This window comes from Methylobacterium sp. CM6247 (assembly GCF_054817925.1).
Window position 1 is genome coordinate 5,260,067 of the sequence record NZ_JBTXKX010000003.1, and the last position, 19,617, is coordinate 5,279,683.

Genomic DNA, 19,617 nt, shown 5'->3' on the forward strand with positions numbered 1-19,617 from the left:
GTATGTTGACGCGTAAGCAGCTGGATCTTCTCCAATTCATCCAACAACGGATGCAGGAGAGTGGTGTCCCGCCCTCCTTCGACGAGATGAAGGACGCCCTCGATCTCAAATCGAAGTCGGGGATCCACCGGTTGATCACGGCCCTCGAAGAGCGCGGATTTCTGCGTCGTTTGCCGAATCGCGCCAGGGCGATCGAAGTGATCCGGATGCCTGAGAGCCTGACCGGTGCACCGGCGTCGAAGCCCGCTCCCGCCGGTGAAGTTCGCCGCTTCACGCCGAGCGTCGTCGAAGGCGGTCGGTCCAAGGCGATGCCGTCCCTGCGCCAGCCAACGACCCAGGCCCAGGACGAGAGCGGAAGGTCGATCACAATCCCGGTCATGGGACGGATCGCGGCCGGCACGCCGATCTCCGCCATACAGAACCAGAGCCATTCCGTGACGCTATCACCGGACTTCCTGGCCGGCGGCGAACATTACGCGCTGGAGGTCCGTGGCGATTCGATGATCGAAGCGGGTATCCTCGATGGTGATCTTGTCGTGATCAAGAAGCAGGACACTGCGAATACGGGCGACATCATCGTTGCCCTCATTGACGATGAAGAGGCCACATTGAAGCGCCTGCGTCGCCGCGGTTCCTCCATCGCTCTGGAAGCGGCAAACCCAGCCTACGAGACGAGGGTTCTGGGTCCGGATCGTGTTCAGATCCAGGGGCGGCTCGTCAGCCTGGTCCGTCGTTACTGAAGCCCGTCCGACTGCGTTTCGGATGACGGATCGCCGTCGTCGCCCTCGGGTTCTATGGGTTTCGGACTTGGTCCCGATTCCTTCGGAGGCGAAGGGGACGGCGTGACGACAGCGACCGCCCGCCGCCATGGCGGACGAGAATGAGGTTGGTGGGCGGACGTGACCTGCGGTCCTTCAGGGCCGAAACGGATGGCGGTGGCGCCGCGTAGGGCTAGGTATGCGCGATCGATGACGAAGCCGGCCCGGCAGTCTTTGGGAGCGTCACGGCGGGCGATGATCACACTCGCCCGTTCGCAATCCTCCGCGAAGGCCCGCTTGTCCTTGACGAGGGCGACGATCCGACCCGGTCCTAACTCGACGACGCATCCGACGGTATCGCATCGGCTTCTCGGCGAGGCTGCGACGGCGGCGACTTTCCGCGAATCGCCATCCGCCTTGAGCCATTGTTCGAGGACGAAGGCCGGCGGGCTGCCGAGAATGCTCAATCGGCCGTCCCCGTCGCGGAAGGCTGCACCGCCACCCTCACGGTCGATGTAGACGTCGTAACGCGGCGGCATGGTAGCGAGCACGACACCGAGAGCGGCCGGAGCAAGGCCGATCCAGCGTAAGCTCGAGACGGGAAGTGTCAGCAGGAGCAGGGCGAGAGCAAGCAGGCAGAGTGCCGTGCTGCCATAGGCCGGGACGACGAGCGTGGCGTGTCCGAACCCGCTGATCCAGCCGGAGATCGTGAGCATCCCGCGTACGGCGAGCCCCATCGCCCACCAGACCGGCTGGTCCAGTGCGAAGGGATAGGCGAGGATCCCAAGAACCGCCGCCGGCATCACCGCCAGGGAGACGAGGGGCAAGGTCAGGGCATTGCCGACGATGCCGAAGGGCTGGACGGTCTGGAAATGATAGGTCGCGAAGGGCGCCGTGGCGATCTGGGCGATCAAGGTCGTCGCCAGCGTGCCAAGGACCGCGACAGCCAGAAACCGCCAGGTTCGGGCCAAGAGGCCCGCACCTTCGCGTGGCGGCATCCAGCGATTGAGCGCACCGGCGCAAGCGATGAGGCCCGCAACCGCGCCGAACGACATCTGAAAGCTCGGGCCGAGAATCCCGTCCGGCTCGCGCGCGAGGGCGATGAGGGCAGCGAGCGCGAGGTTTCGCATGCTCAAAGCCGGGCGATCTACCAGGATCGCGCCGAGCATCACCAACGTCATGATGAGCGAGCGTTCGGCAGCGATATCCCAGCCCGAGAAGACGCAATAGGCCGTGACACCCACCATGGCGAAGCCGGCGGCGATCTTCTTGATCGGCCAAACCAGGGCGAGCCCCGGAATGAGGGCGAGCAGCGCGCGGACGAGCCAGAACACGACGCCGGCTGCGAGCACCATGTGGAGGCCGGAAATCGAGACGACGTGGTAGATTCCCGCCGCACGCAGAACCTCGTTGGTCTCGGCATTGATGAGGCCGCGCTTGCCCGTTACGAGGGCGGCGGCCACCGCGCCGGCCTGCCCGCCATTGGCGTCGGTGATGCGCCGGGTCAGCGCGTTGCGGGCGTCGTCTACGGCGGCTGCCAGCGCTACCGAGCGGGGCAAAGGCCTGGGCGGATGCTTGACGTCGATCTTGCCTACCAGGGAACCGACGGCACCGATCCCGCGAAAATAGGCATCCCGGGCGAAATCATATCCGCCGGGGCGGGCCGCGTCGGGCGGCGGCAGGAGCCGTGCCGTCGCCGAAATGAAATCGCCGGGCTTCAGCGCAAGGGCCTTCTTGTAGGAAACGCGGACCCGCGTGGGCCGGCGATCCGGCGGGAGGTTGGCGAAACTCTCCACGAGAACGATCAGGCGGGCGCCGACTTCCCGTTCGTCGAGGGCTTCGACCAATCCGGTGAGCGGGGCAATCGTCGTCCGGGCCAGGACGGGTGCCGCTACGACCTGCATCCTCAGGGTGGCGGCCGCGAAACCCAGGAAGGCTACGGCAAGTCCGAGAACCAATGCCAAGGCCACGGGCCTCGAACCGAGGCGAAGTGCGAGGGCAGAGAGTGCGGACGCGACGAGGAGGGGTGCTGCCAGCGCAGGCTGACCATCCGTGGCGGTGAAACAGACGAGGATGCCAAAACCGAACGTGACGGCAAGCCAGGGAAACAGGCGCCTCTGTTCGGATTCCTGAACCAGCCCGTCGACGATCCAGCGTCTAATCGCGCCGATCAGGATCGCGGGTGAGCGTGACGAGGCCAAGGCGGCACCCGTCGCACCCGTGGCTCGCGCACTGGCCTGCGCCATCTCCGGCTGCGTCTCTCCTCACGGCTCACGAAGCGCGAGAGATGCCGCCCGCGCGAAATCGTCCCCGTTTCGCGACTCGGCGCCACGCTTTCTTAACGTCATCGAAAACGCATGCTACATGCGCCGATCCGGGCCGGTCGATCCGCCCTCTCATTTCACGCACAAGTTTAACCGCCCGATGTCGTCACCCGTCGTTACGCGCTTTGCCCCCTCCCCTACGGGGTACCTGCATATCGGGGGAGCGCGCACGGCGCTCTTCAACTGGCTTTATGCCCGTCATTTCGGCGGCAGAATGCTGCTGCGCATCGAGGATACCGATCGGGAGCGCTCGACCCAGGGCGCCATTGATGCGATTCTCGACGGGCTCCGCTGGCTCGGGCTCGATTGGGATGGGGACGTCGTCTACCAGTTCGCCCGCGCCGCGCGGCACCGCGAGGTAGCGGAAAGCCTGCTCGCTTCGGGCAACGCCTATCATTGCTACGCGACGCCGGACGAACTCACCGCCATGCGCGAAGCCGCGCGGGCCGAGGGACGTCCCATGCGCTATGACGGGCGTTGGCGCGACCGCGATCCTTCGGAGGCACCGGCGGGCGTGAAGCCGGTCATCCGCCTGCGCGCCCCATCCGAGGGCGAGACGGCGGTGGAGGATCAGGTTCAGGGCCGCGTGACCTGGGCCAACAAGGATCTCGACGACCTCGTCCTGCTCCGTTCCGACGGCAATCCGACCTACATGCTCGCGGTCGTCGTCGACGATCACGACATGGGCGTCACCCATGTGATCCGTGGCGACGACCACCTCACGAACGCCGCACGGCAGGGCCAGATCTATGATGCGCTCGGTTGGTCCGCGCCCATCATGGCCCATATCCCGCTCATCCACGGTGCTGACGGCGCCAAGCTCTCGAAGCGCCACGGCGCGCTCGGGGTCGATGCTTATCGCGACCTCGGCTACCTGCCCGCCGCCTTGCGCAACTACCTCGTCCGCCTCGGCTGGAGCCATGGCGACCAGGAGGTGTTCTCGACGGAGGAAATGATCGCTGCCTTCGATCTCAAGTCGATCGGACGCTCCGCTGCCCGTTTCGACTTCGCCAAGCTCGAGAACCTCAATGGGCTCTACATCCGCGGCGCGGAGGATGCCGTGCTGATCGATGCGATCGAGACGATCCTGCCGGCCCTCGCCGCCGATCGCGGATTGCCCACGACCCTGTCCCACGAGCTTCGTGACAAGCTGCGGGCGGCGATGCCCGGCCTGAAGGAACGCGCCAAGACCCTGGTCGAGCTTCTCGACAGCGCCTATTACCTCACCGCCTCCCGGCCGCTCAATCTCGATGACAAAGCGAAGACGCTGCTGAGCGAAGAGGCCCGCCAGCGCCTCGCCGCGATCTTGCCGGCTCTCGCCGACCTGCCGGAATGGAACGCGGCCTCGACGGAAGGCGCAGTGCGCCGGTTCGCGGAGGAGAACGCACTCAAGCTCGGCCTGATCGCGCAGCCCCTTCGGGCCGCGCTGACCGGGCGCGCGACCTCGCCCCCGGTTTTCGACGTCATGGCCGTACTCGGACGGGAAGAATGTCTGGGCCGCCTGGCCGATCAGACGGCGTCCGCCTGATCGCATGCATCGAACCGGTGACAGATCGGCCCGGTTTTCGCTTCAGCGATAGCGTGGAGAGGGGGATCGGTTGAAGGCGGTGGGCCGATCCGCTAACCCGATAGATGTGTGAGCACTTGCAGCATAGGTCTGCCCGTGCGCTCCGGGCCGAAGTGGTGGGTGTCGCCATGCGGACCGGCGCTCCCCTCTGCCAAGGTCTGCCTTCTGCCAAGAAAGGGTCCACGTCTCCATGAGCGCCTCCAGCACGATCTCCGTGGGCGACAACCAAGTCGAGCTTCCGATCAAGACCGGTACGATCGGACCTGACGTCATCGACATCGGCAAGCTTCACGCCAAGACCGGCATGTTCACCTTCGATCCGGGATTTACTTCCACCGCATCCTGCGAATCGAAGATCACCTATATCGACGGCGATGCCGGCGTGCTCCTCTATCGCGGCTACCCGATCGAGCAGATCGCCGAACAAGGCGACTTCCTCGAGACGTGTTACCTGATGCTGTTCGGCGAATTGCCGACGCCCGCCCAGAAGGCGGATTTCGACTACCGGGTCACGCGCCACACCATGGTGCACGACCAGATGAACCGCTTCTTCCAGGGGTTCCGCCGCGACGCCCACCCGATGGCGATCATGGTCGCCTGCGTTGGCGCGCTCTCGGCCTTCTATCACGACTCGACCGACATCTCGGACGACAAGCAGCGGATGATCGCCAGCTTGCGCATGATCGCCAAGATGCCGACGCTCGCGGCGATGGCCTACAAGTATTCCATCGGGCAGCCATTCGTTTATCCGAAGAACGACCTCGATTATACCTCGAACTTCCTGCGGATGTGCTTCGCGGTGCCGTGCGAAGAGTTCGTCGTCAACCCGATCTATGCGCGCGCGCTGGACCGGATCTTCATCCTCCACGCCGATCACGAGCAGAACGCCTCGACCTCCACCGTTCGTCTGGCCGGTTCCTCGGGCGCCAACCCCTTCGCCTGTATCGCCGCCGGCATCGCGTGCCTGTGGGGCCCCGCGCATGGCGGCGCCAATGAAGCAGCGCTCAAGATGCTGGAAGAGATCGGAACGCCCGACAACGTCGCGAAATACGTCGCCAAGGCCAAGGACAAGAACGACCCGTTCCGGCTGATGGGCTTCGGTCACCGCGTCTACAAGAACTACGATCCGCGCGCCCGCATCATGCAGAAGACCACGCATGAGGTGCTCAGCCAGCTCGGCATCAAGGACGATCCGCTTCTCGAAGTCGCTGTGCAGCTCGAGCAGATCGCCCTGAAGGACGAGTACTTCATCGAGAAGAAGCTCTACCCGAACATCGATTTCTATTCCGGCATCACCCTCAAGGCGATGGGATTCCCGACCTCGATGTTCACGGTGCTCTTCGCCCTGGCCCGCACCACCGGGTGGATCGCTCAGTGGGCCGAAATGATCGAGGACCCCTCGCAGAAGATCGGCCGTCCGCGCCAGCTCTATATCGGACCGGACAAGCGCGAATACGTGCCCATCGGCCAGCGCGGCTGATACTTTCGTTCAGGCTGTCCGTCGTATTCGACCTCGCTTTCGAAGCGAACGTCACGGAGGGTCATGATCTTATGGATAAAGGAATGAATGAAGGTGGGGTGGCCGACAGGCTACCCCGCCTTTTTTGTGCCCCTACCCGCGTCGTGAGCCGTCCGAAGAGCGAGGCCTGATCGATCTTCGATCGATCGGGCAAACAAAAAGGCCGCCCTCTCGGGCGGCCTTTTTTCGTCTCGGCGATGATCTGGTGGGATCAGCGCGAATAGAACTCGATCACGAGGTTCGGTTCCATCTGGACCGGGTAGGGAACCTCGGTGAGGCTCGGCACGCGGGTGACGCGAGCCGTCATCTTGGAGTGATCCACCTCGATGTAGTCCGGCACGTCACGCTCGGCGAGCTGCGAAGCCACGACGACGATCTCGAGCTGCTTCGAGGAATCCTTCACCTCGATCACGTCGCCCGGCTTCACGAGGAAGCTGGCGATGTTCACGCGACGGCCATTCACCTTGACGTGGCCGTGGTTCACGAACTGACGGGCAGCGAACGGGGTCGGCACGAACTTAGCGCGGTACACGACCGCGTCGAGGCGACGCTCCAGCAGACCGATCAGGTTCTCGCTCGAATCGCCGCGAAGGCGGATCGCCTCGGCGTAATAACGGCGGAACTGCTTCTCGGTGATGTTGGCGTAGTAGCCCTTGAGCTTCTGCTTGGCGCGCAGCTGCGTGCCGAAGTCGGACATCTTGCCCTTGCGGCGCTGGCCATGCTGGCCGGGGCCGTATTCGCGGCGATTGACGGGGCTCTTCGGGCGGCCCCAGATGTTCTGGCCCATACGGCGATCGAGCTTGTGCTTCGCCTGAATACGTTTTGACATCGCGGTTCCTCTCAGCGAGTGAGATTGGTCGAGGAACGCGCCCTCCTCTTCCCGAAGCGGCCCGAGGCCGAAGCGGAACGACAGAGCGGACATTGCCGCTCACGGGTGCGCTTGAAAAAGCTGCGGGGCCCCTCTCGGAGCCCCGTAACTCTGCGCTGCATAAGCGAGAGATGCCCGAGCGTCAATGCCGAGGCGGCAACACATCTATTGCAAGGCGAGCTGCATCATCTCCACGGCGACATCGCCGACACCTCTTGCGTCGAGAGAGCGACGGAGGGAAGCCGTGACGCCCGCACCGCTGGTGAAGGCCGTGAGTCCCGGGGGGATGTCGTCCAGGGGCTTACGACGGGATGGACCGAGAAGTTGTGTCACCCGGCGGGCGATGGCCGGCGCCGGGTCGATCCAGCTCACTTCCCATGGGGCAAGGCGCTGGAACCGCGCTAGCAGCAGGGGATAATGGGTGCAGGCGAGGCAGACCACATCCGTGCGCCGACCATCCTCTCCCTCGACGAAGCAGGGTGCGATTTCGGCGGCGAGCAACGCATCGTCGACAGGATGCCCCGCAAGTTCGGCCTCGGCATAGGCCGCCAGATTCGGCGATCCGACGAGCGTGACCACGCAATCGCCCGCATAGGTCTCGATCAGGTCGTGGGTGTAGGGCCGCGCAACCGTCCCCGGCGTCGCCAGAAGAGTGATCCTGCGTGAACGCGTCGCTTCCGCCGCTGGCTTGATCGGTGGCACGACGCCCACGAAGGGGGTGGAGAAACCTGCCCGGAGAGCGGGAAGCACAAGGGTCGATGCGGTGTTGCAGGCGATAACGATGAGGTCGGGCGCGTGGCGCGCGATCAGTCGCTCCATCACCGTCGTGACGCGGGCGACGAGGATGGTCTCGGAGAGGCGGCCATAGGGAAAAGCCGCATCGTCCGCCGCATAGACGTAACGCGCGTCGGGGCGGGCCCGCCGGACCTGTTCGAGAACCGTCAGCCCCCCGAGCCCCGAATCGAAGACGAGGATCGTCGGGGTCGGCCGCATCTCGGCAACCAGGGCCGCTGTCATCGCTCCCGCCATCAGATCGATCCGCATACGAGCCTTGCCTGGACACAGTGCGTGGATGGCAGAGTGTCGGGCGACAGGGTTAAGGCCGTGTCACTGCGGCATGAAAAAGGCCCGGCATTTTCAGCGCTTGTGCGCCGCGGCGATGGGCGCAGACGAAGGGCCGTTGCCGAATGGCAGCGGAGCCATATTTCCGCATCATGGATGCGAGTGGAGTGATCGACATGGCAGCGACAGCGGCAATTCGCGAGACCTCGCACCATCAGGCAGACGGCGCAGCATTCCCGCCGCCTAACGTATCGGCGCGACCGGTGGATCGCGCAGCCTGGATCAGAGCCTTCCGCGCGGTACGCGACGAAACGGAGCGCCGCGCTGCGCCGCTCTCGCCGGAGGACCAGCAGATTCAGTCCATGGCGGATGCCAGTCCGACGAAATGGCATCGGGCCCATACCACGTGGTTCTTCGAGCAATTTCTCCTGCGTGATCACGTCCCCGGCTACCGCATCTATGACGAGCGGCTGCACTACCTGTTCAATTCCTATTACGTCGCGGCCGGCCCCCGGCAGCCGCGAATCATGCGCGGCCTTATCACCCGCCCGACCGCCGACGAAGTCGCCGGGTACCGTGCCCATGTGGACCGGGCAGTGGAAAGCCTCCTATCGGATGCTACCGACGCGACCCTCGAGACCGTGTTGCCGATCCTCGAAATCGGCCTCTATCATGAGCAGCAGCACCAGGAATTGCTGCTCACGGACATTCTCCATGCCTTCGCGCAGAACCCGCTGAGCCCCGTCTACGATGCCGGATGGCGATTTCCCCGTCCGGTATCGCGCGGCGGAGCCGCCGAACTGCGGGGTGGGGTGGCGAAGATCGGGCATGAGGGCGAAGGCTTTTCGTTCGACAACGAATCGCCGCGACATGAGACTCTGATCCTGCCGTGCCGGATCGACAAAGGCCTCGTCACCAATGCGCAATGGCTCGCCTTCATTGAGGATGGCGGCTACGCGCGTCCTGAACTCTGGCTCTCGGATGGCTGGCTCGCGGTGCAGGCGGAGGGCTGGGAGGCCCCTGGCTACTGGCAGCGCAACGATGCAGGGCAATGGTCGAGCATGACCTTTGACGGGCAGGCAGGCATCGACCCAGCCCTGCCTGTCACCCATGTGAGCTATTTCGAGGCGGATGCCTTCGCCCGATGGGCAGGGCGCGACCTGCCAACCGAATTCGAATGGGAGATTGCCGCCAAGGAGGGCCTTCTCGACGACGCTTTCGGCCTCGTCTGGCAATGGACCCGCTCGGCCTATTTGTCCTACCCGGGCTACAGGCCGGTGTCCGGTGCGCTCGGCGAATACAACGGCAAGTTCATGTCGAACCAGTTCGTTCTGCGCGGTTCCTCGGTGGCGACATCGGAAGGACATGCCCGCATCGGCTATCGCAACTTCTTCTATCCCCACCAGCGCTGGCAATTCACGGGACTGCGGCTGTCGAACTATCGCGACTGAGCATCGTTTCCCACACCCGCGTAACCCAGCGTCCTTTGGCGTCCTTCGGAGACTTGCCCGTGACCATCAATCCCGTCTTCACGGACGCCACACCCCTGTCCGCCGTCAGCTCGGAAGAACAATTCCGCGATGACGTCCTGGTTGGACTCACGGCGGCGCAGAAATTCATTCCGGCGAAGTATTTCTACGACGAGGTCGGCTCGGATTTGTTCGAGGCGATCACCCGCCAGCCGGAATATTACCCGACCCGAACCGAGATCGGTATTCTGGATGAATCGGGGGCGGACATCGCCTCACTTCTTCCCCCGCGCGCGAACCTCGTGGAATTCGGTAGCGGCTCGACGGTGAAGGTCCGGCGTCTTCTCGTCCATCTGACTGATCTGGCGGCCTACGTGCCGGTGGACGTTTCCGAGAGCTTCCTGAGGAGCGAGGCCGAGACTCTGTCTCGCGATTTCCCTCGGCTGTCGATCCAACCGGTGGCCGCGGATTTCACCCGGCCCTTCACTCTCCCCGACGGGCTTTCCAACAGCGCCGTGGCGGGGTTCTTTCCGGGCTCGACAATCGGAAATTTCGAGCCGCCACAGGCGGCCCATCTCCTCGCCCATTTCGGGAGGGTTCTAGGTCGCGGGGCATCTCTCGTCGTCGGCGTCGATCTCGTGAAAGACAAGTCCGTGCTGGACGCGGCCTATGACGATGCGGCGGGAGTGACGGCGCGGTTCAACATCAACTTGCTGCATCGGATCAATCGCGAACTCGGCGCCGACTTCGACCCGTCAGCCTTCGCCCACCGGGCCTACTTCGCCCCGGAGGCTTCGCGGATCGAAATGCATCTCGTCAGCCTGCGCGCCCAGCAGGTATCGCTAGCGGGCCGCCAGTTCAGCTTCTCGGAGGGAGAGACGATCCATACCGAGAACAGCTACAAGTACACGATCGACGGCTTCCGCGACCTCGCCAGCCAAGCCGGATGGAACGTGGCCAAGAGCTGGACCGACGGCGAGCGCCTGTTCTCGGTCCATGCCCTGACACGCGGATAAGGATCAGGCTTTTTTCTCGAGCATCTGCTTGACCTGCATCAGCTGGTCCCAGACGGTCCCCGGGGTGGTGCCGAGCACGTCGAAACCGGCGCTGATGCCCCAATAGATCCCGTAGCAGATGATCGGAACGAGGATCCAACCCAGGATTTCCTCGCCCCGGCGACGGCGCATGCGCCGGCGTCGACGCTCTTCTCGGCGGGTCAGTTTCTGCGGGCGGGCCGCGACATGCGTGCCTTGGCTGGAGAGTGGCGTCAGGGGGCCCTCTTGCAGATCGCTCATGGATACTCCCCTGTTGTCGCGAGTGGCTATGACGATCACAGGCTCGATGCTCCTGGCGACGATCTGAACCGTCGCCGGACACCTGAACCTGTCATGTCGCTCGGCGAGCCCCCTCGCAGGATTCACGACCGGACGGGCGCCTATGCACCCATTCGAACGCGGTTGCTAACGACCGATCATGCCCATGTCGACCACGGGACCGACGTTTTCGTGGCACGATACGAAGTCTCGATCATCCAACCCCGTGGGTCTGACCCATTTGTGCATGGCATAACGCAGAAGGGGCGCATCTTCCGTTGAGGAAGACGCGCCCCTTTTGACCGATGCCTCGTGCGATCAGGCTCGAACGAGAGGAACCTTAGGAACGGTGCGGACACCGCCCGAACCGCCGGAACCGCCCTTGTCGTCCTTCTTCGCCTCGTCCTTCTTCCGCGGAGCAGCCTTCGCCCGGCTACGCTTGCGCTTGCTGCCACCGGCGTCGGTGACGTCCTTTTCCGGCTTGGGCGTCACCGGGCCGGCCGGGAACTCGAAGGCCAGTGCATCTTTCTGCGCCAGCGCCTCGCCGTCCTCAGCTTTCTTCAACACCACCCTGACCGCGCCGCCATCCTTGAGACGTCCGAAAAGCACCTCGTCGGCGAGTGGAGTCTTGATCGTGGTCTGGATCAGGCGTGCCATGGGCCGCGCGCCCATCGCCTCGTCATAGCCATTCTCGGTCAGCCACTCGCGTGCTTCGTCGGACAGCTCGATCGTGACGTTGCGGTCGGCGAGCTGGGCCTCGAGCTGAAGCACGAACTTGTCGACGACTTTGGCCACCACGTCCTTCGGCAGATGTCCGAAGGAGATGATCGAGTCTAGGCGGTTCCGGAATTCGGGCGCGAAGAGCTTGTTGATCGCCTCCACGTCGTCTCCCGTGCGCTTGGTCTGAGTGAAGCCATAGGCGGACTTCGCCATGTCAGACGCACCCGCATTCGTCGTCATGATGATGATGACGTTGCGGAAATCGACCTGCTTGCCGTTGTGATCGGTGAGCTTGCCGTGATCCATCACCTGCAACAGGATGTTGAACAGGTCGGGATGAGCCTTCTCGATTTCGTCCAGCAGCAGCACGCAATGCGGATGCTGGTCGATCCCGTCCGTGAGGAGCCCGCCCTGGTCGAAGCCGACATAGCCGGGCGGTGCGCCGATCAGGCGGCTCACCGTATGCCGCTCCATATACTCCGACATGTCGAAGCGGATCATCTCGATGCCGAGCGATGAGGCCAGTTGCTTGGCCGCCTCCGTCTTGCCGACGCCGGTCGGGCCGGCAAACAGGTAGGAACCGATCGGCTTGTCGGGGTCACGCAGACCGGCACGGGCCAGCTTGATCGCCGAAGTCAGCGCCTCGATGGCATTCGACTGGCCGTAGACGACGCGCTTCAGGTTCTCGGTGAGGTTCTTCAGAACCACCGCGTCGTCCTTGGAGACGGTCTTTGCCGGGATGCGGGCCATCGTGGCGATGGTCGCCTCGATCTCCTTGACGCCTATAGTCCGCTTGCGGCGGGCTTCCGGCACCAGCATCTGCGAGGCGCCGGTCTCGTCGATTACGTCGATCGCCTTATCCGGCAGCTTACGGTCGTTGATGTAGCGCGCCGACAGTTCCACGGCGGCCTTCACGGCCTCGGTCGTGTACTTGAGTTTGTGGAACTCCTCGAAATAGGGCTTGAGCCCCTTCACGATTTCGATAGCGTCCGGAATCGACGGCTCGTTGACGTCGATCTTCTGGAACCGGCGCACCAGGGCACGATCCTTCTCGAAGTACTGGCGATACTCCTTGTAGGTGGTCGAGCCGATGCAGCGGAGCGAGCCATTGGCGAGTGCAGGCTTGAGGAGGTTCGATGCGTCCATCGCGCCGCCGGACGTCGCACCGGCGCCGATGACCGTATGAATTTCATCGATGAACAGCACCGCGTTCGGATGCGCCTCGATTTCCTTCATCACCTGCTTGAGGCGCTCCTCGAAGTCGCCGCGATAGCGCGTGCCGGCAAGCAGCGTCCCCATGTCGAGGGAGAACACCGTCGCATCAATCAGGACTTCCGGGACTTCCTTGTTGATGATCTTGCGCGCCAATCCCTCGGCGATGGCAGTCTTGCCCACGCCCGGGTCGCCCACGAGCAGAGGATTGTTCTTCTGGCGGCGGCAAAGGATCTGGATGGTGCGCTGGACCTCGCTCTCACGTCCGATCAGCGGATCGATCCGACCATCACGGGCCTTCTTGTTGAGGTTGACGCAATAGGCATCCAGCGCGTCACCCTTCTTCTTCGTTCGGTTCTCGGCCTCATCGCCGCTCGGACGCTCGGACGAGGGCTCCTCTTCCGCACCGCGAACCGGCTTCGCCTCCGAAGCGCCCGGGCGCTTGGCGATACCATGGCTGATGTAATTGACCGCGTCGTAGCGGGTCATGTCCTGCTCCTGCAGGAAATAGGCGGCATGGCTTTCGCGCTCGGCGAAGATCGCCACGAGCACGTTGGCCCCGGTCACCTCTTCCCGGCCGGATGATTGGACATGGATGACCGCCCGCTGGATGACCCGCTGGAAGCCCGCCGTCGGCTTGGCATCCTGCCGGCCATCGCCGATCAGGTTGGCGAGTTCGGTATCCACATATTCGACCAGGCTGCGTTTCAGCGTGTCGACCTCGACGTTACAGGCGCGCATGACGGCTGCGGCATCCTGGTCGTCCACCAGGGCGAGGAGCAGGTGCTCCAGCGTCGCGTATTCGTGCCGGCGCTCGCCGGCGAGCGCCAGGGCGCGGTGGAGAGCTTGTTCTAGGCTGCGAGAGAAGCTGGGCAAAAGCGGGTCCTCGTGTGGGGTGCCTATTTTTTTTCCATGACGCACTGGAGAGGATGTTGGTGTTTACGCGCGAAGTCCATGACCTGCGTCACCTTGGTCTCCGCCACTTCGTACGTAAAGATCCCGCACTCGCCGACGCCGTTCTGATGCACGTGCATCATGATCTGGTAGGCATCGGCCTGTGATTTATTGAAGAACTTCTCGACCACGTGCACGACGAATTCCATCGGCGTGTAATCGTCGTTGAGCAGGAGGACGCGGTACAGGCTCGGCCGTTTGGTCTTGGGCTTGGTGCGCGTGATGATCGCCGTCCCCGAGCGACCGTCGTCGGTGCCACCCGGTCCAAGGGGATCAGCCGCGCGCGGCACCGTGGGACCGGCAGAATTCGCGCCATCACGTCCGATGGTCGCGGCGAAACTGCCGTGATCCATGACGGAAGAGACCAGACAACGCATCGGGTCGTCGAACATCGGAATAGCATCGACCCCATTTGTGGCAGCGGAGTCCGGACGCGGATATGTAAGAACCGACCGGTTTCCCGACTGCACGCTGGCGCGGCGCACCTGCTTCTCGTCCAATCTATAGGCCGTTTCCGGACTTCGCCAGTCGCCTGCGCGCACTTGTCCGGTCACTCGACGCCACGGATGCCTACCGCCGGGCGGACATCGCCCGGGTCCGGCGCCGGAAGGTGCCGTGGCGCACGAAAAAGGGCGACCGAGCCGTCGCTCGATCGCCCTTCGGAATAGCTTTTTCGGTCTCTCGGGCGCTGGCGCCGAGGGAGCTCAGTTGGTGGCGGGAAGCTTGATCTTCGTCAGGCCCTCGAGCGGCTTGCCGATTTCCTTGGCGAGCTCGGCATACAGGCCGCCGACCAGCTTCGCTTGAGCGACCATACGCTCGTAGGACGCCTTCATGAACTCGGCCTGGATTTCCATGGCGCTCTGAGGGGTCTTCGCCTCGGCCAGCTTCTTCATGGTGGCGGTGCCATGCTCGAACGACTGCTTGGTGTAATCCGCCATCTCGGTTCCGACGGTCTGGTTCGTCCGCGCCACCAGCGACACGTTCTTCATCACCGAGTCGATGCCGGATTTGTCGAAAGCGGGGATCTTGTCGAAAAGCTGACTGGTCATGGGATGCGAGATACCCTTTCGGGCATTCCTCTGGGGCCGGATGTCGACAAGGCCGGTTCCCCGACCCGCGGAAGCGACCAATGCCGTCTCTATGTGCGATGCAACATGGAACGTCAAGATCATGTTGCATCGCAGCAAAAACGGTCAAATCAATCGCCAGGCATTAACCGGGCCGTAACCGCGTCGACCTAGCCTGATTGACAGATGTTGCGAGGTCACGGCGGCACGTTCGCCGGCTTTGCAGTGATGATGCAGTGCAAGCCGATCTCACGATCGGTTGTCGAGGACACCCCGTCGCGATGCGTAGCGTTCCGAGTCGCTCCCGGACGACCCATGGACTGCCGGCCCTCATTGCGGCCGCAGCCGTTCTCACGGCCATCGCCTCGCCCGCCGACGCGCGTCGTGGGCACCATCACCGGGGCGGCGGCGGGGGCTACAACCCACCCTACGCCGCCATGGTGATCGACGTGAAGACCGGCCGTACCCTGCATGCGGTCAACGAGGATTCCCTCCGGCATCCGGCATCGATCACCAAGGTGATGACGCTCTACATGCTGTTCGAGCAGCTCGAGCGCGGCCGCTTCAACCTCGATTCGCCGCTGACCATCTCCGCCTTCGCAGCCTCCCAATCCCCATCCAAGCTCGGGCTCCGGCCTGGCTCGACGATCGAGGTCGAGGACGCGATCAAGGCCATCGTCACGAAATCCGCCAACGACGTGGCTTGCGCCATCGGCGAGAACATCGCCGGCTCCGAGCCGAAATTCGCCGAGATGATGACCCGCAAGGCGCAGGCCCTGGGCATGACCAGGACCAACTACGCCAATGCCTCGGGTCTGCCGGATGCGGACCAGATCACCACGGCGCGCGACCTGACCATCCTCGCCCGCGCGATCCAGGACCGGTTTCCGCGCTACTACAAATATTTCCAGACCCGCTCCTTCGCCTTCCGTGGCCGGGTCATCGGCAACCACAACCGCCTCCTTGGAAATGTCGAGGGCGTCGACGGTATCAAAACCGGCTACACCCGCGATTCGGGGTTCAACCTTATGACCGCCGCCAAGTCCGACGACCGCCAGATCGTTGCGATCGTGCTCGGCGGAAAGTCGGGCGCCAGTCGCGACCGGATCATGGCCGATCTCGTCCGGGCGAACCTGCCCCGGGCCTATGCCGGCAACCGGCAGACCCCGGCCGTGACGGAAGTCGCCGAGCGTGGCCGTCCCGCCGTGGTGGCGGACGCCACGTCGCGGACCCGCACGCAGGTCGCCTCGGCCGATGACGAGGACGTGGAGGTCGAGACCACCGCTTCGACCCAGCCCCTCGACATCAGCCCGCGCCAGACAACCACGCCCGGAAGCGCCGGCGCCAAGTGGCGGAGCGGCGCCCTCCCGGCCTCGGCTCAGGCCTATGCCCCGAGCAGCGCGCCCGCCGCGTTCCCGGGAGCCAAAACCTCGCCAAGCGGCAAGTCCGACGCCCGCCTCGCATCGGTCGACGGCGCTCGGTCCGACCCCGCACCGAAGGCAGCATCCACGAGCCGCGTCACGCCCACCGCCTGGGTGATCCAGCTCGGCGCCATGGACGACGAAGACAAGGCCAAATCGATGCTCTCCGAGGCTCGCAGCCGGGCCGGCAGCGCGCTCTCCAAGGCGTCACCTTACACCGTGCGGGTCGATCACGGCGGCGCCACCCTTTACCGGGCGCGGTTCTCCGGCTTCAGCGAACAGGAAGCCGCCCAGGATGCCTGCTCGACCCTGAAGCGCAACGGCTTCAACTGCTTCGCCACGCGAAGCTGAACTCCACCAACGCGACGGTTTCCCTCTTCAGGATGCCGAACCCGTCCTGACAACGGCGACGACGCCCTTCGCGTCTTCGTCGAACCCCGACGGCTGTTCGCCGGTCGGGTCTGATCGAGCATTTTTCTGGCAACGCGCGTGGAGTATCAGCGATGTCGGCTCACAAGCCTGTCTCGGGCCGCGTTGATACGCGAAGCCCCCTCGACCGTTCCGCCCTGGTCGGGATGCCACCGTTTCATCAGCGTGCGATGAGCCGTGCGGATCTGCTGCAAGGTCGCCCCGCTCTGAAGCCCCAGGATCTGGTGAGCCTCCTCCTGCGTCATCGACCCTGGATCCGGCGGACGGCGCGACCGCGCGTTGGCATCTCTCTCAGCGTCTACACGCCCGGCGGCCGTCCTGCCGTCGAGATACGTCTGTAGCCGGCGGGCGGCGATGCGATCCACCTTGCGGCAGACCGCGAAGATCTGCATCAGCGCCGCATCCGGAAGCTGTGACAGGCGACGGCCGGCATAGGGACCGATCTGAACGATCCCGTCAGCGGTCCGTCCGTCTGGCATCACCTCGAACAGCACGATCGTGGGCCGTGCGACGGCAACACGCCCGACCAGTCCGCGCAGCCGGACGACGAGGGCATCGACACCGTCGAGAAACCAGAACGCGATGCCCCCGAACAGGATCGCGAGTTCGACCCGTCCGCGAATAGCCGCCACAGCTGCCAGGGCGAGCAAGACATAGCCTCCGCTGCGTCTCACGACACGCGGCGTGATCAGGCGCCGCAAGCGCCGAACGAGTTGGGGCTTCGCGTTCTTCGCGTACCACCACAGGACGAACAGGGCCGCGAGGGCGGCGAGGATCGTCATCGGCGGATGTCGTGATCGAGCGAGACCCGTCCGGCGATCCGGATCTGGACCTCGCCAATCCGGTGCGAACCAATCCGCGAGCCGGCCCGCTCAGTGATACGGTCCGGGCAACGCTCACGAGACGGCGGACGAACTCCCTCGGGAGCGTCGCCGGCGCATAAGCGCCACGCCCTGTCGCTCGCTTCGGCCGGCATCGTGCCGAGCGTCAGCGCGACGCAGACGAGGGATCGGGACAGGCGGGCCTTCGTCGTCATTGCGTGTCTTGCGTGTTCTCGTGCGGCGCGGTTCCGTCCCTACTGCACCGGAAACGGCCGATGTGACAGCCCGAACCGGGAAAGCCTTATTGCCGCGTCTCTGCGACATCCGCCGTGGTGACCGTCACCTTGCGGATGCGTCCGTCCCGCTCGACAGCGAGTTCGATGGACTTGCCGATCCCCGCCGCTTCCATCGCGGCGGTGAGGTCGGCCAGGCGGTGCACGGGCTGGCCGGCCGCTCCGACGATGATGTCGCCTATCGTGCCGGTCTGAACGTCGACGCCACGCAAGCCGGCTTCGGCGGCCGGCGATCCGCGCAGAACCCGCAGGACCACGACACCATCGATCCCGAGGCGCGCGGCGGTGGCCTCCTGCCCGGCGATGATGCCGATCCCCGGATTGCGGGTGCGTCCGTTGCGGATGAGTTCGGGGACGACCCGGTTCACGACATCCACGGGAATCGCGAAACCGATGCCGGCGCTGGCACCGGAGGGAGAGTAGATCGCCGTGTTGACGCCCACGAGGCGTCCGGCGGAATCGAGGAGTGGCCCGCCCGAATTGCCGGGATTGATCGCGGCGTCGGTCTGGATGACGCCGGACAGCTCCCTCCCCTCCCCCGTTGGGAGGCGGCGGCGAAGCGCGCTGATGACACCCGTCGTCAGGGTATGGTCGAGACCGAATGGATTCCCGATGGCGAAGGCCGATTGCCCGACCTTGAGATCCGCCGAGGTACCGATGGCGAGGGGCGGCGGAACGGCGCCGGTGCCGCCGAGGCGAAGTACGGCGAGATCGTAGCTCGGCGCAGCGCCGACGATCGTCGCCGGACGGACTTCACCCGAGGAAAGGCGGACGGACACCGACCCACCCCGCTGGGCAGCCGATGCGACCACGTGATTGTTGGTGACCAAATGCCCTGCGCCATCCCAGACGAAGCCCGTACCCGTCTGCGCACCGGTGCCGCCTTCGCCCTCCTCGGCGTCGGGGCTCATCAAAGAGCGCCCCTGTGCGGCGGCCTGGGCGAAGACATGCACGACCGATGGGCTCGCACGCTCGAACAACGTCGCGGTGGACGTTTCCGCTTGGGCCAGATCCCCCCGCGCCGTGATGGCCCGCGGGGTTTCGGCCGAGAACAGGAGGGCCGCCACATAGGGCTGCCCGACATAGAGGGCCATGAGCACCAGGGCCGCCGTGATCGCGATGCGGCCAAAGCGGTCCGACATGTCACATCCCTTTCACAGCTTTGGAAAAATTCTGGACTGCGTCTGTCGCATTAACTGGTCGGTCACGCATCTCCGTTCAACTGTTTTGACGGGCGGCACGATCCGGGTGCGCAGGCACACGGTTCCGCCCCAACGTTCAAGCTACAAGTACGACAAGCACTGCCACTCTCAACTCTTCATCATAAAAAGAGGGCGTCCCAGAGCAGCGGCTTCAAGCTTTGTGTCCAAAACATGATGCTTAAGGCAGGGGATAAAGGATTGGGTCTGCCATACTCATCATGGCAATGCCTAAATTGATCGCAAAGCTGCCCTAGAGATGCTTCCATTCTCACGGAAACACATCCCGCGCTGGCTGCGCCAAGTGCTGGTTCAGTCGCACAGACCCGCGGGGAATGACCCTCTCAGGTTCAAGGAAACATTGTTATGGAAACCGAAGCCCTCGAACGTCCTGCCGATCTGACGATCTGGCGGACCACTCCCGTCCCGGCGCCGCTGGCCCAGCCTGCGCGCTACGGCACCCTTCGCGAGGCGATCGAGGCCGCCGCAGGCGCCCTGACCGACCCGGCAAAGCAGCCATGGATCATCACGGAAGAAGGCGAAATTCTCTCGCCGAACTGGATCCGCACCTATCTCAACTAATCCGCTGTGGCTTCTGTCAGCCGACTGACGAGCTCTTTT

17 protein-coding genes are annotated in these 19,617 nt (G+C 64.3%); 7 read left to right on the forward strand and 10 right to left on the reverse strand.

The genetic code is table 11. The annotated features are described in order from the left end of the window. Positions 1-2: 2 nt before the first annotated feature. Positions 3-740, forward strand: coding sequence for a transcriptional repressor LexA (gene lexA, locus ACYQOP_RS25945; protein WP_311275128.1), 738 nt, complete (start codon positions 3-5; stop codon positions 738-740). Here the strand turns inward: lexA and ACYQOP_RS25950 are convergent. Continuing rightward, on the reverse strand, positions 734-3,004 hold the full coding sequence (locus ACYQOP_RS25950) for a ComEC/Rec2 family competence protein (protein WP_461225005.1): 2,271 nt from the start codon (positions 3,002-3,004) through the stop codon (positions 734-736). The genes lexA and ACYQOP_RS25950 overlap by 7 nt on opposite strands. Positions 3,005-3,182: 178 nt before the next feature. Between ACYQOP_RS25950 and gltX the strand changes: the two genes are divergently transcribed. After that, positions 3,183-4,610: a glutamate--tRNA ligase gene (gene gltX / locus ACYQOP_RS25955; RefSeq protein ID WP_461225007.1), complete on the forward strand. Its 1,428-nt coding sequence runs from the start codon at positions 3,183-3,185 to the stop codon at positions 4,608-4,610. Between the two features lie 229 nt (positions 4,611-4,839). Next, complete coding sequence (gene gltA / locus ACYQOP_RS25960) at positions 4,840-6,129, forward strand: citrate synthase (protein WP_056430927.1); 1,290 nt, start codon at positions 4,840-4,842, stop codon at positions 6,127-6,129. Positions 6,130-6,379: 250 nt separating this feature from the next. On the opposite strand, the gene rpsD is transcribed toward gltA, so the two are convergent. Further along, positions 6,380-6,997 (reverse strand): 30S ribosomal protein S4, encoded by a 618-nt coding sequence (rpsD, locus tag ACYQOP_RS25965; protein ID WP_056430930.1) that lies wholly within the window; start codon positions 6,995-6,997, stop codon positions 6,380-6,382. A gap of 204 nt (positions 6,998-7,201) precedes the next feature. Then, a complete protein-coding gene (gene murI, locus ACYQOP_RS25970) occupies positions 7,202-8,080 on the reverse strand; it encodes a glutamate racemase (protein ID WP_461225009.1) in 879 nt (292 codons plus the stop codon). A gap of 194 nt (positions 8,081-8,274) precedes the next feature. Between murI and egtB the strand changes: the two genes are divergently transcribed. Together egtB and egtD are read left to right on the forward strand one after the other, a co-directional pair. Then, on the forward strand, positions 8,275-9,549 hold the full coding sequence (gene egtB, locus ACYQOP_RS25975) for an ergothioneine biosynthesis protein EgtB (protein ID WP_461225011.1): 1,275 nt from the start codon (positions 8,275-8,277) through the stop codon (positions 9,547-9,549). A gap of 59 nt (positions 9,550-9,608) precedes the next feature. Further along, on the forward strand, positions 9,609-10,583 hold the full coding sequence (gene egtD / locus ACYQOP_RS25980) for an L-histidine N(alpha)-methyltransferase (protein WP_461225012.1): 975 nt from the start codon (positions 9,609-9,611) through the stop codon (positions 10,581-10,583). A gap of 3 nt (positions 10,584-10,586) precedes the next feature. On the opposite strand, the gene ACYQOP_RS25985 is transcribed toward egtD, so the two are convergent. The 4 genes from ACYQOP_RS25985 to ACYQOP_RS26000 form a co-directional block, all read right to left on the reverse strand. Further along, positions 10,587-10,862, reverse strand: coding sequence for a hypothetical protein (locus tag ACYQOP_RS25985; RefSeq protein ID WP_056430939.1), 276 nt, complete (start codon positions 10,860-10,862; stop codon positions 10,587-10,589). Positions 10,863-11,198: 336 nt separating this feature from the next. Beyond that, complete coding sequence (gene clpA / locus ACYQOP_RS25990) at positions 11,199-13,688, reverse strand: ATP-dependent Clp protease ATP-binding subunit ClpA (protein ID WP_056430942.1); 2,490 nt, start codon at positions 13,686-13,688, stop codon at positions 11,199-11,201. Between the two features lie 23 nt (positions 13,689-13,711). After that, positions 13,712-14,119, reverse strand: a complete 408-nt coding sequence (clpS, locus tag ACYQOP_RS25995) for an ATP-dependent Clp protease adapter ClpS (protein WP_461225495.1) — start codon at positions 14,117-14,119, stop codon at positions 13,712-13,714. 351 nt (positions 14,120-14,470) lie between these two features. Continuing rightward, entirely contained in the window at positions 14,471-14,815 is a 345-nt protein-coding gene (locus ACYQOP_RS26000) for a phasin family protein (protein ID WP_056430945.1), read from the reverse strand. 299 nt (positions 14,816-15,114) lie between these two features. Here ACYQOP_RS26000 and ACYQOP_RS26005 point away from each other — a divergent pair, with 299 nt between their 5' ends. Next, a complete protein-coding gene (locus tag ACYQOP_RS26005; protein WP_207412809.1) occupies positions 15,115-16,605 on the forward strand; it encodes a D-alanyl-D-alanine carboxypeptidase in 1,491 nt (496 codons plus the stop codon). A 146-nt stretch (positions 16,606-16,751) separates the two neighbouring features. On the opposite strand, the gene ACYQOP_RS26010 is transcribed toward ACYQOP_RS26005, so the two are convergent. From ACYQOP_RS26010 to ACYQOP_RS26020, 3 genes are all read right to left on the reverse strand, one after another. Continuing rightward, positions 16,752-17,465, reverse strand: a complete 714-nt coding sequence (locus tag ACYQOP_RS26010; RefSeq protein WP_461225016.1) for a J domain-containing protein — start codon at positions 17,463-17,465, stop codon at positions 16,752-16,754. Continuing rightward, on the reverse strand, positions 17,462-17,719 hold the full coding sequence (locus ACYQOP_RS26015; protein WP_461225018.1) for a hypothetical protein: 258 nt from the start codon (positions 17,717-17,719) through the stop codon (positions 17,462-17,464). Before ACYQOP_RS26015 ends, ACYQOP_RS26010 begins: the two co-directional genes overlap by 4 nt. 86 nt (positions 17,720-17,805) lie before the next feature. After that, positions 17,806-18,939, reverse strand: a complete 1,134-nt coding sequence (locus tag ACYQOP_RS26020) for a S1C family serine protease (protein WP_461225020.1) — start codon at positions 18,937-18,939, stop codon at positions 17,806-17,808. A gap of 423 nt (positions 18,940-19,362) precedes the next feature. On the opposite strand from ACYQOP_RS26020, the gene ACYQOP_RS26025 reads away from it, so the two are divergent. Further along, positions 19,363-19,578, forward strand: a complete 216-nt coding sequence (locus ACYQOP_RS26025) for a hypothetical protein (RefSeq protein WP_018044781.1) — start codon at positions 19,363-19,365, stop codon at positions 19,576-19,578. The last annotated feature ends 39 nt before the right edge of the window (positions 19,579-19,617 follow it).

What these genes read in the sequence shown, in the direction of transcription:
- lexA (WP_311275128.1), top strand. Translation starts at nt 3, where the DNA reads ATGTTGACGCGTAAGCAGCTGGATCTTCTCCAATTCATCCAACAACGG.
- ACYQOP_RS25950 (WP_461225005.1), bottom strand. Translation starts at nt 3,004, where the DNA reads ATGGCGCAGGCCAGTGCGCGAGCCACGGGTGCGACGGGTGCCGCCTTG.
- gltX (WP_461225007.1), top strand. Translation starts at nt 3,183, where the DNA reads ATGTCGTCACCCGTCGTTACGCGCTTTGCCCCCTCCCCTACGGGGTAC.
- gltA (WP_056430927.1), top strand. Translation starts at nt 4,840, where the DNA reads ATGAGCGCCTCCAGCACGATCTCCGTGGGCGACAACCAAGTCGAGCTT.
- rpsD (WP_056430930.1), bottom strand. Translation starts at nt 6,997, where the DNA reads ATGTCAAAACGTATTCAGGCGAAGCACAAGCTCGATCGCCGTATGGGC.
- murI (WP_461225009.1), bottom strand. Translation starts at nt 8,080, where the DNA reads ATGCGGATCGATCTGATGGCGGGAGCGATGACAGCGGCCCTGGTTGCC.
- egtB (WP_461225011.1), top strand. Translation starts at nt 8,275, where the DNA reads ATGGCAGCGACAGCGGCAATTCGCGAGACCTCGCACCATCAGGCAGAC.
- ACYQOP_RS25985 (WP_056430939.1), bottom strand. Translation starts at nt 10,862, where the DNA reads ATGAGCGATCTGCAAGAGGGCCCCCTGACGCCACTCTCCAGCCAAGGC.
- clpS (WP_461225495.1), bottom strand. Translation starts at nt 14,119, where the DNA reads ATGGATCACGGCAGTTTCGCCGCGACCATCGGACGTGATGGCGCGAAT.
- ACYQOP_RS26000 (WP_056430945.1), bottom strand. Translation starts at nt 14,815, where the DNA reads ATGACCAGTCAGCTTTTCGACAAGATCCCCGCTTTCGACAAATCCGGC.
- ACYQOP_RS26005 (WP_207412809.1), top strand. Translation starts at nt 15,115, where the DNA reads ATGCGTAGCGTTCCGAGTCGCTCCCGGACGACCCATGGACTGCCGGCC.
- ACYQOP_RS26010 (WP_461225016.1), bottom strand. Translation starts at nt 17,465, where the DNA reads ATGACGATCCTCGCCGCCCTCGCGGCCCTGTTCGTCCTGTGGTGGTAC.
- ACYQOP_RS26015 (WP_461225018.1), bottom strand. Translation starts at nt 17,719, where the DNA reads ATGACGACGAAGGCCCGCCTGTCCCGATCCCTCGTCTGCGTCGCGCTG.
- ACYQOP_RS26020 (WP_461225020.1), bottom strand. Translation starts at nt 18,939, where the DNA reads ATGTCGGACCGCTTTGGCCGCATCGCGATCACGGCGGCCCTGGTGCTC.
- ACYQOP_RS26025 (WP_018044781.1), top strand. Translation starts at nt 19,363, where the DNA reads ATGGAAACCGAAGCCCTCGAACGTCCTGCCGATCTGACGATCTGGCGG.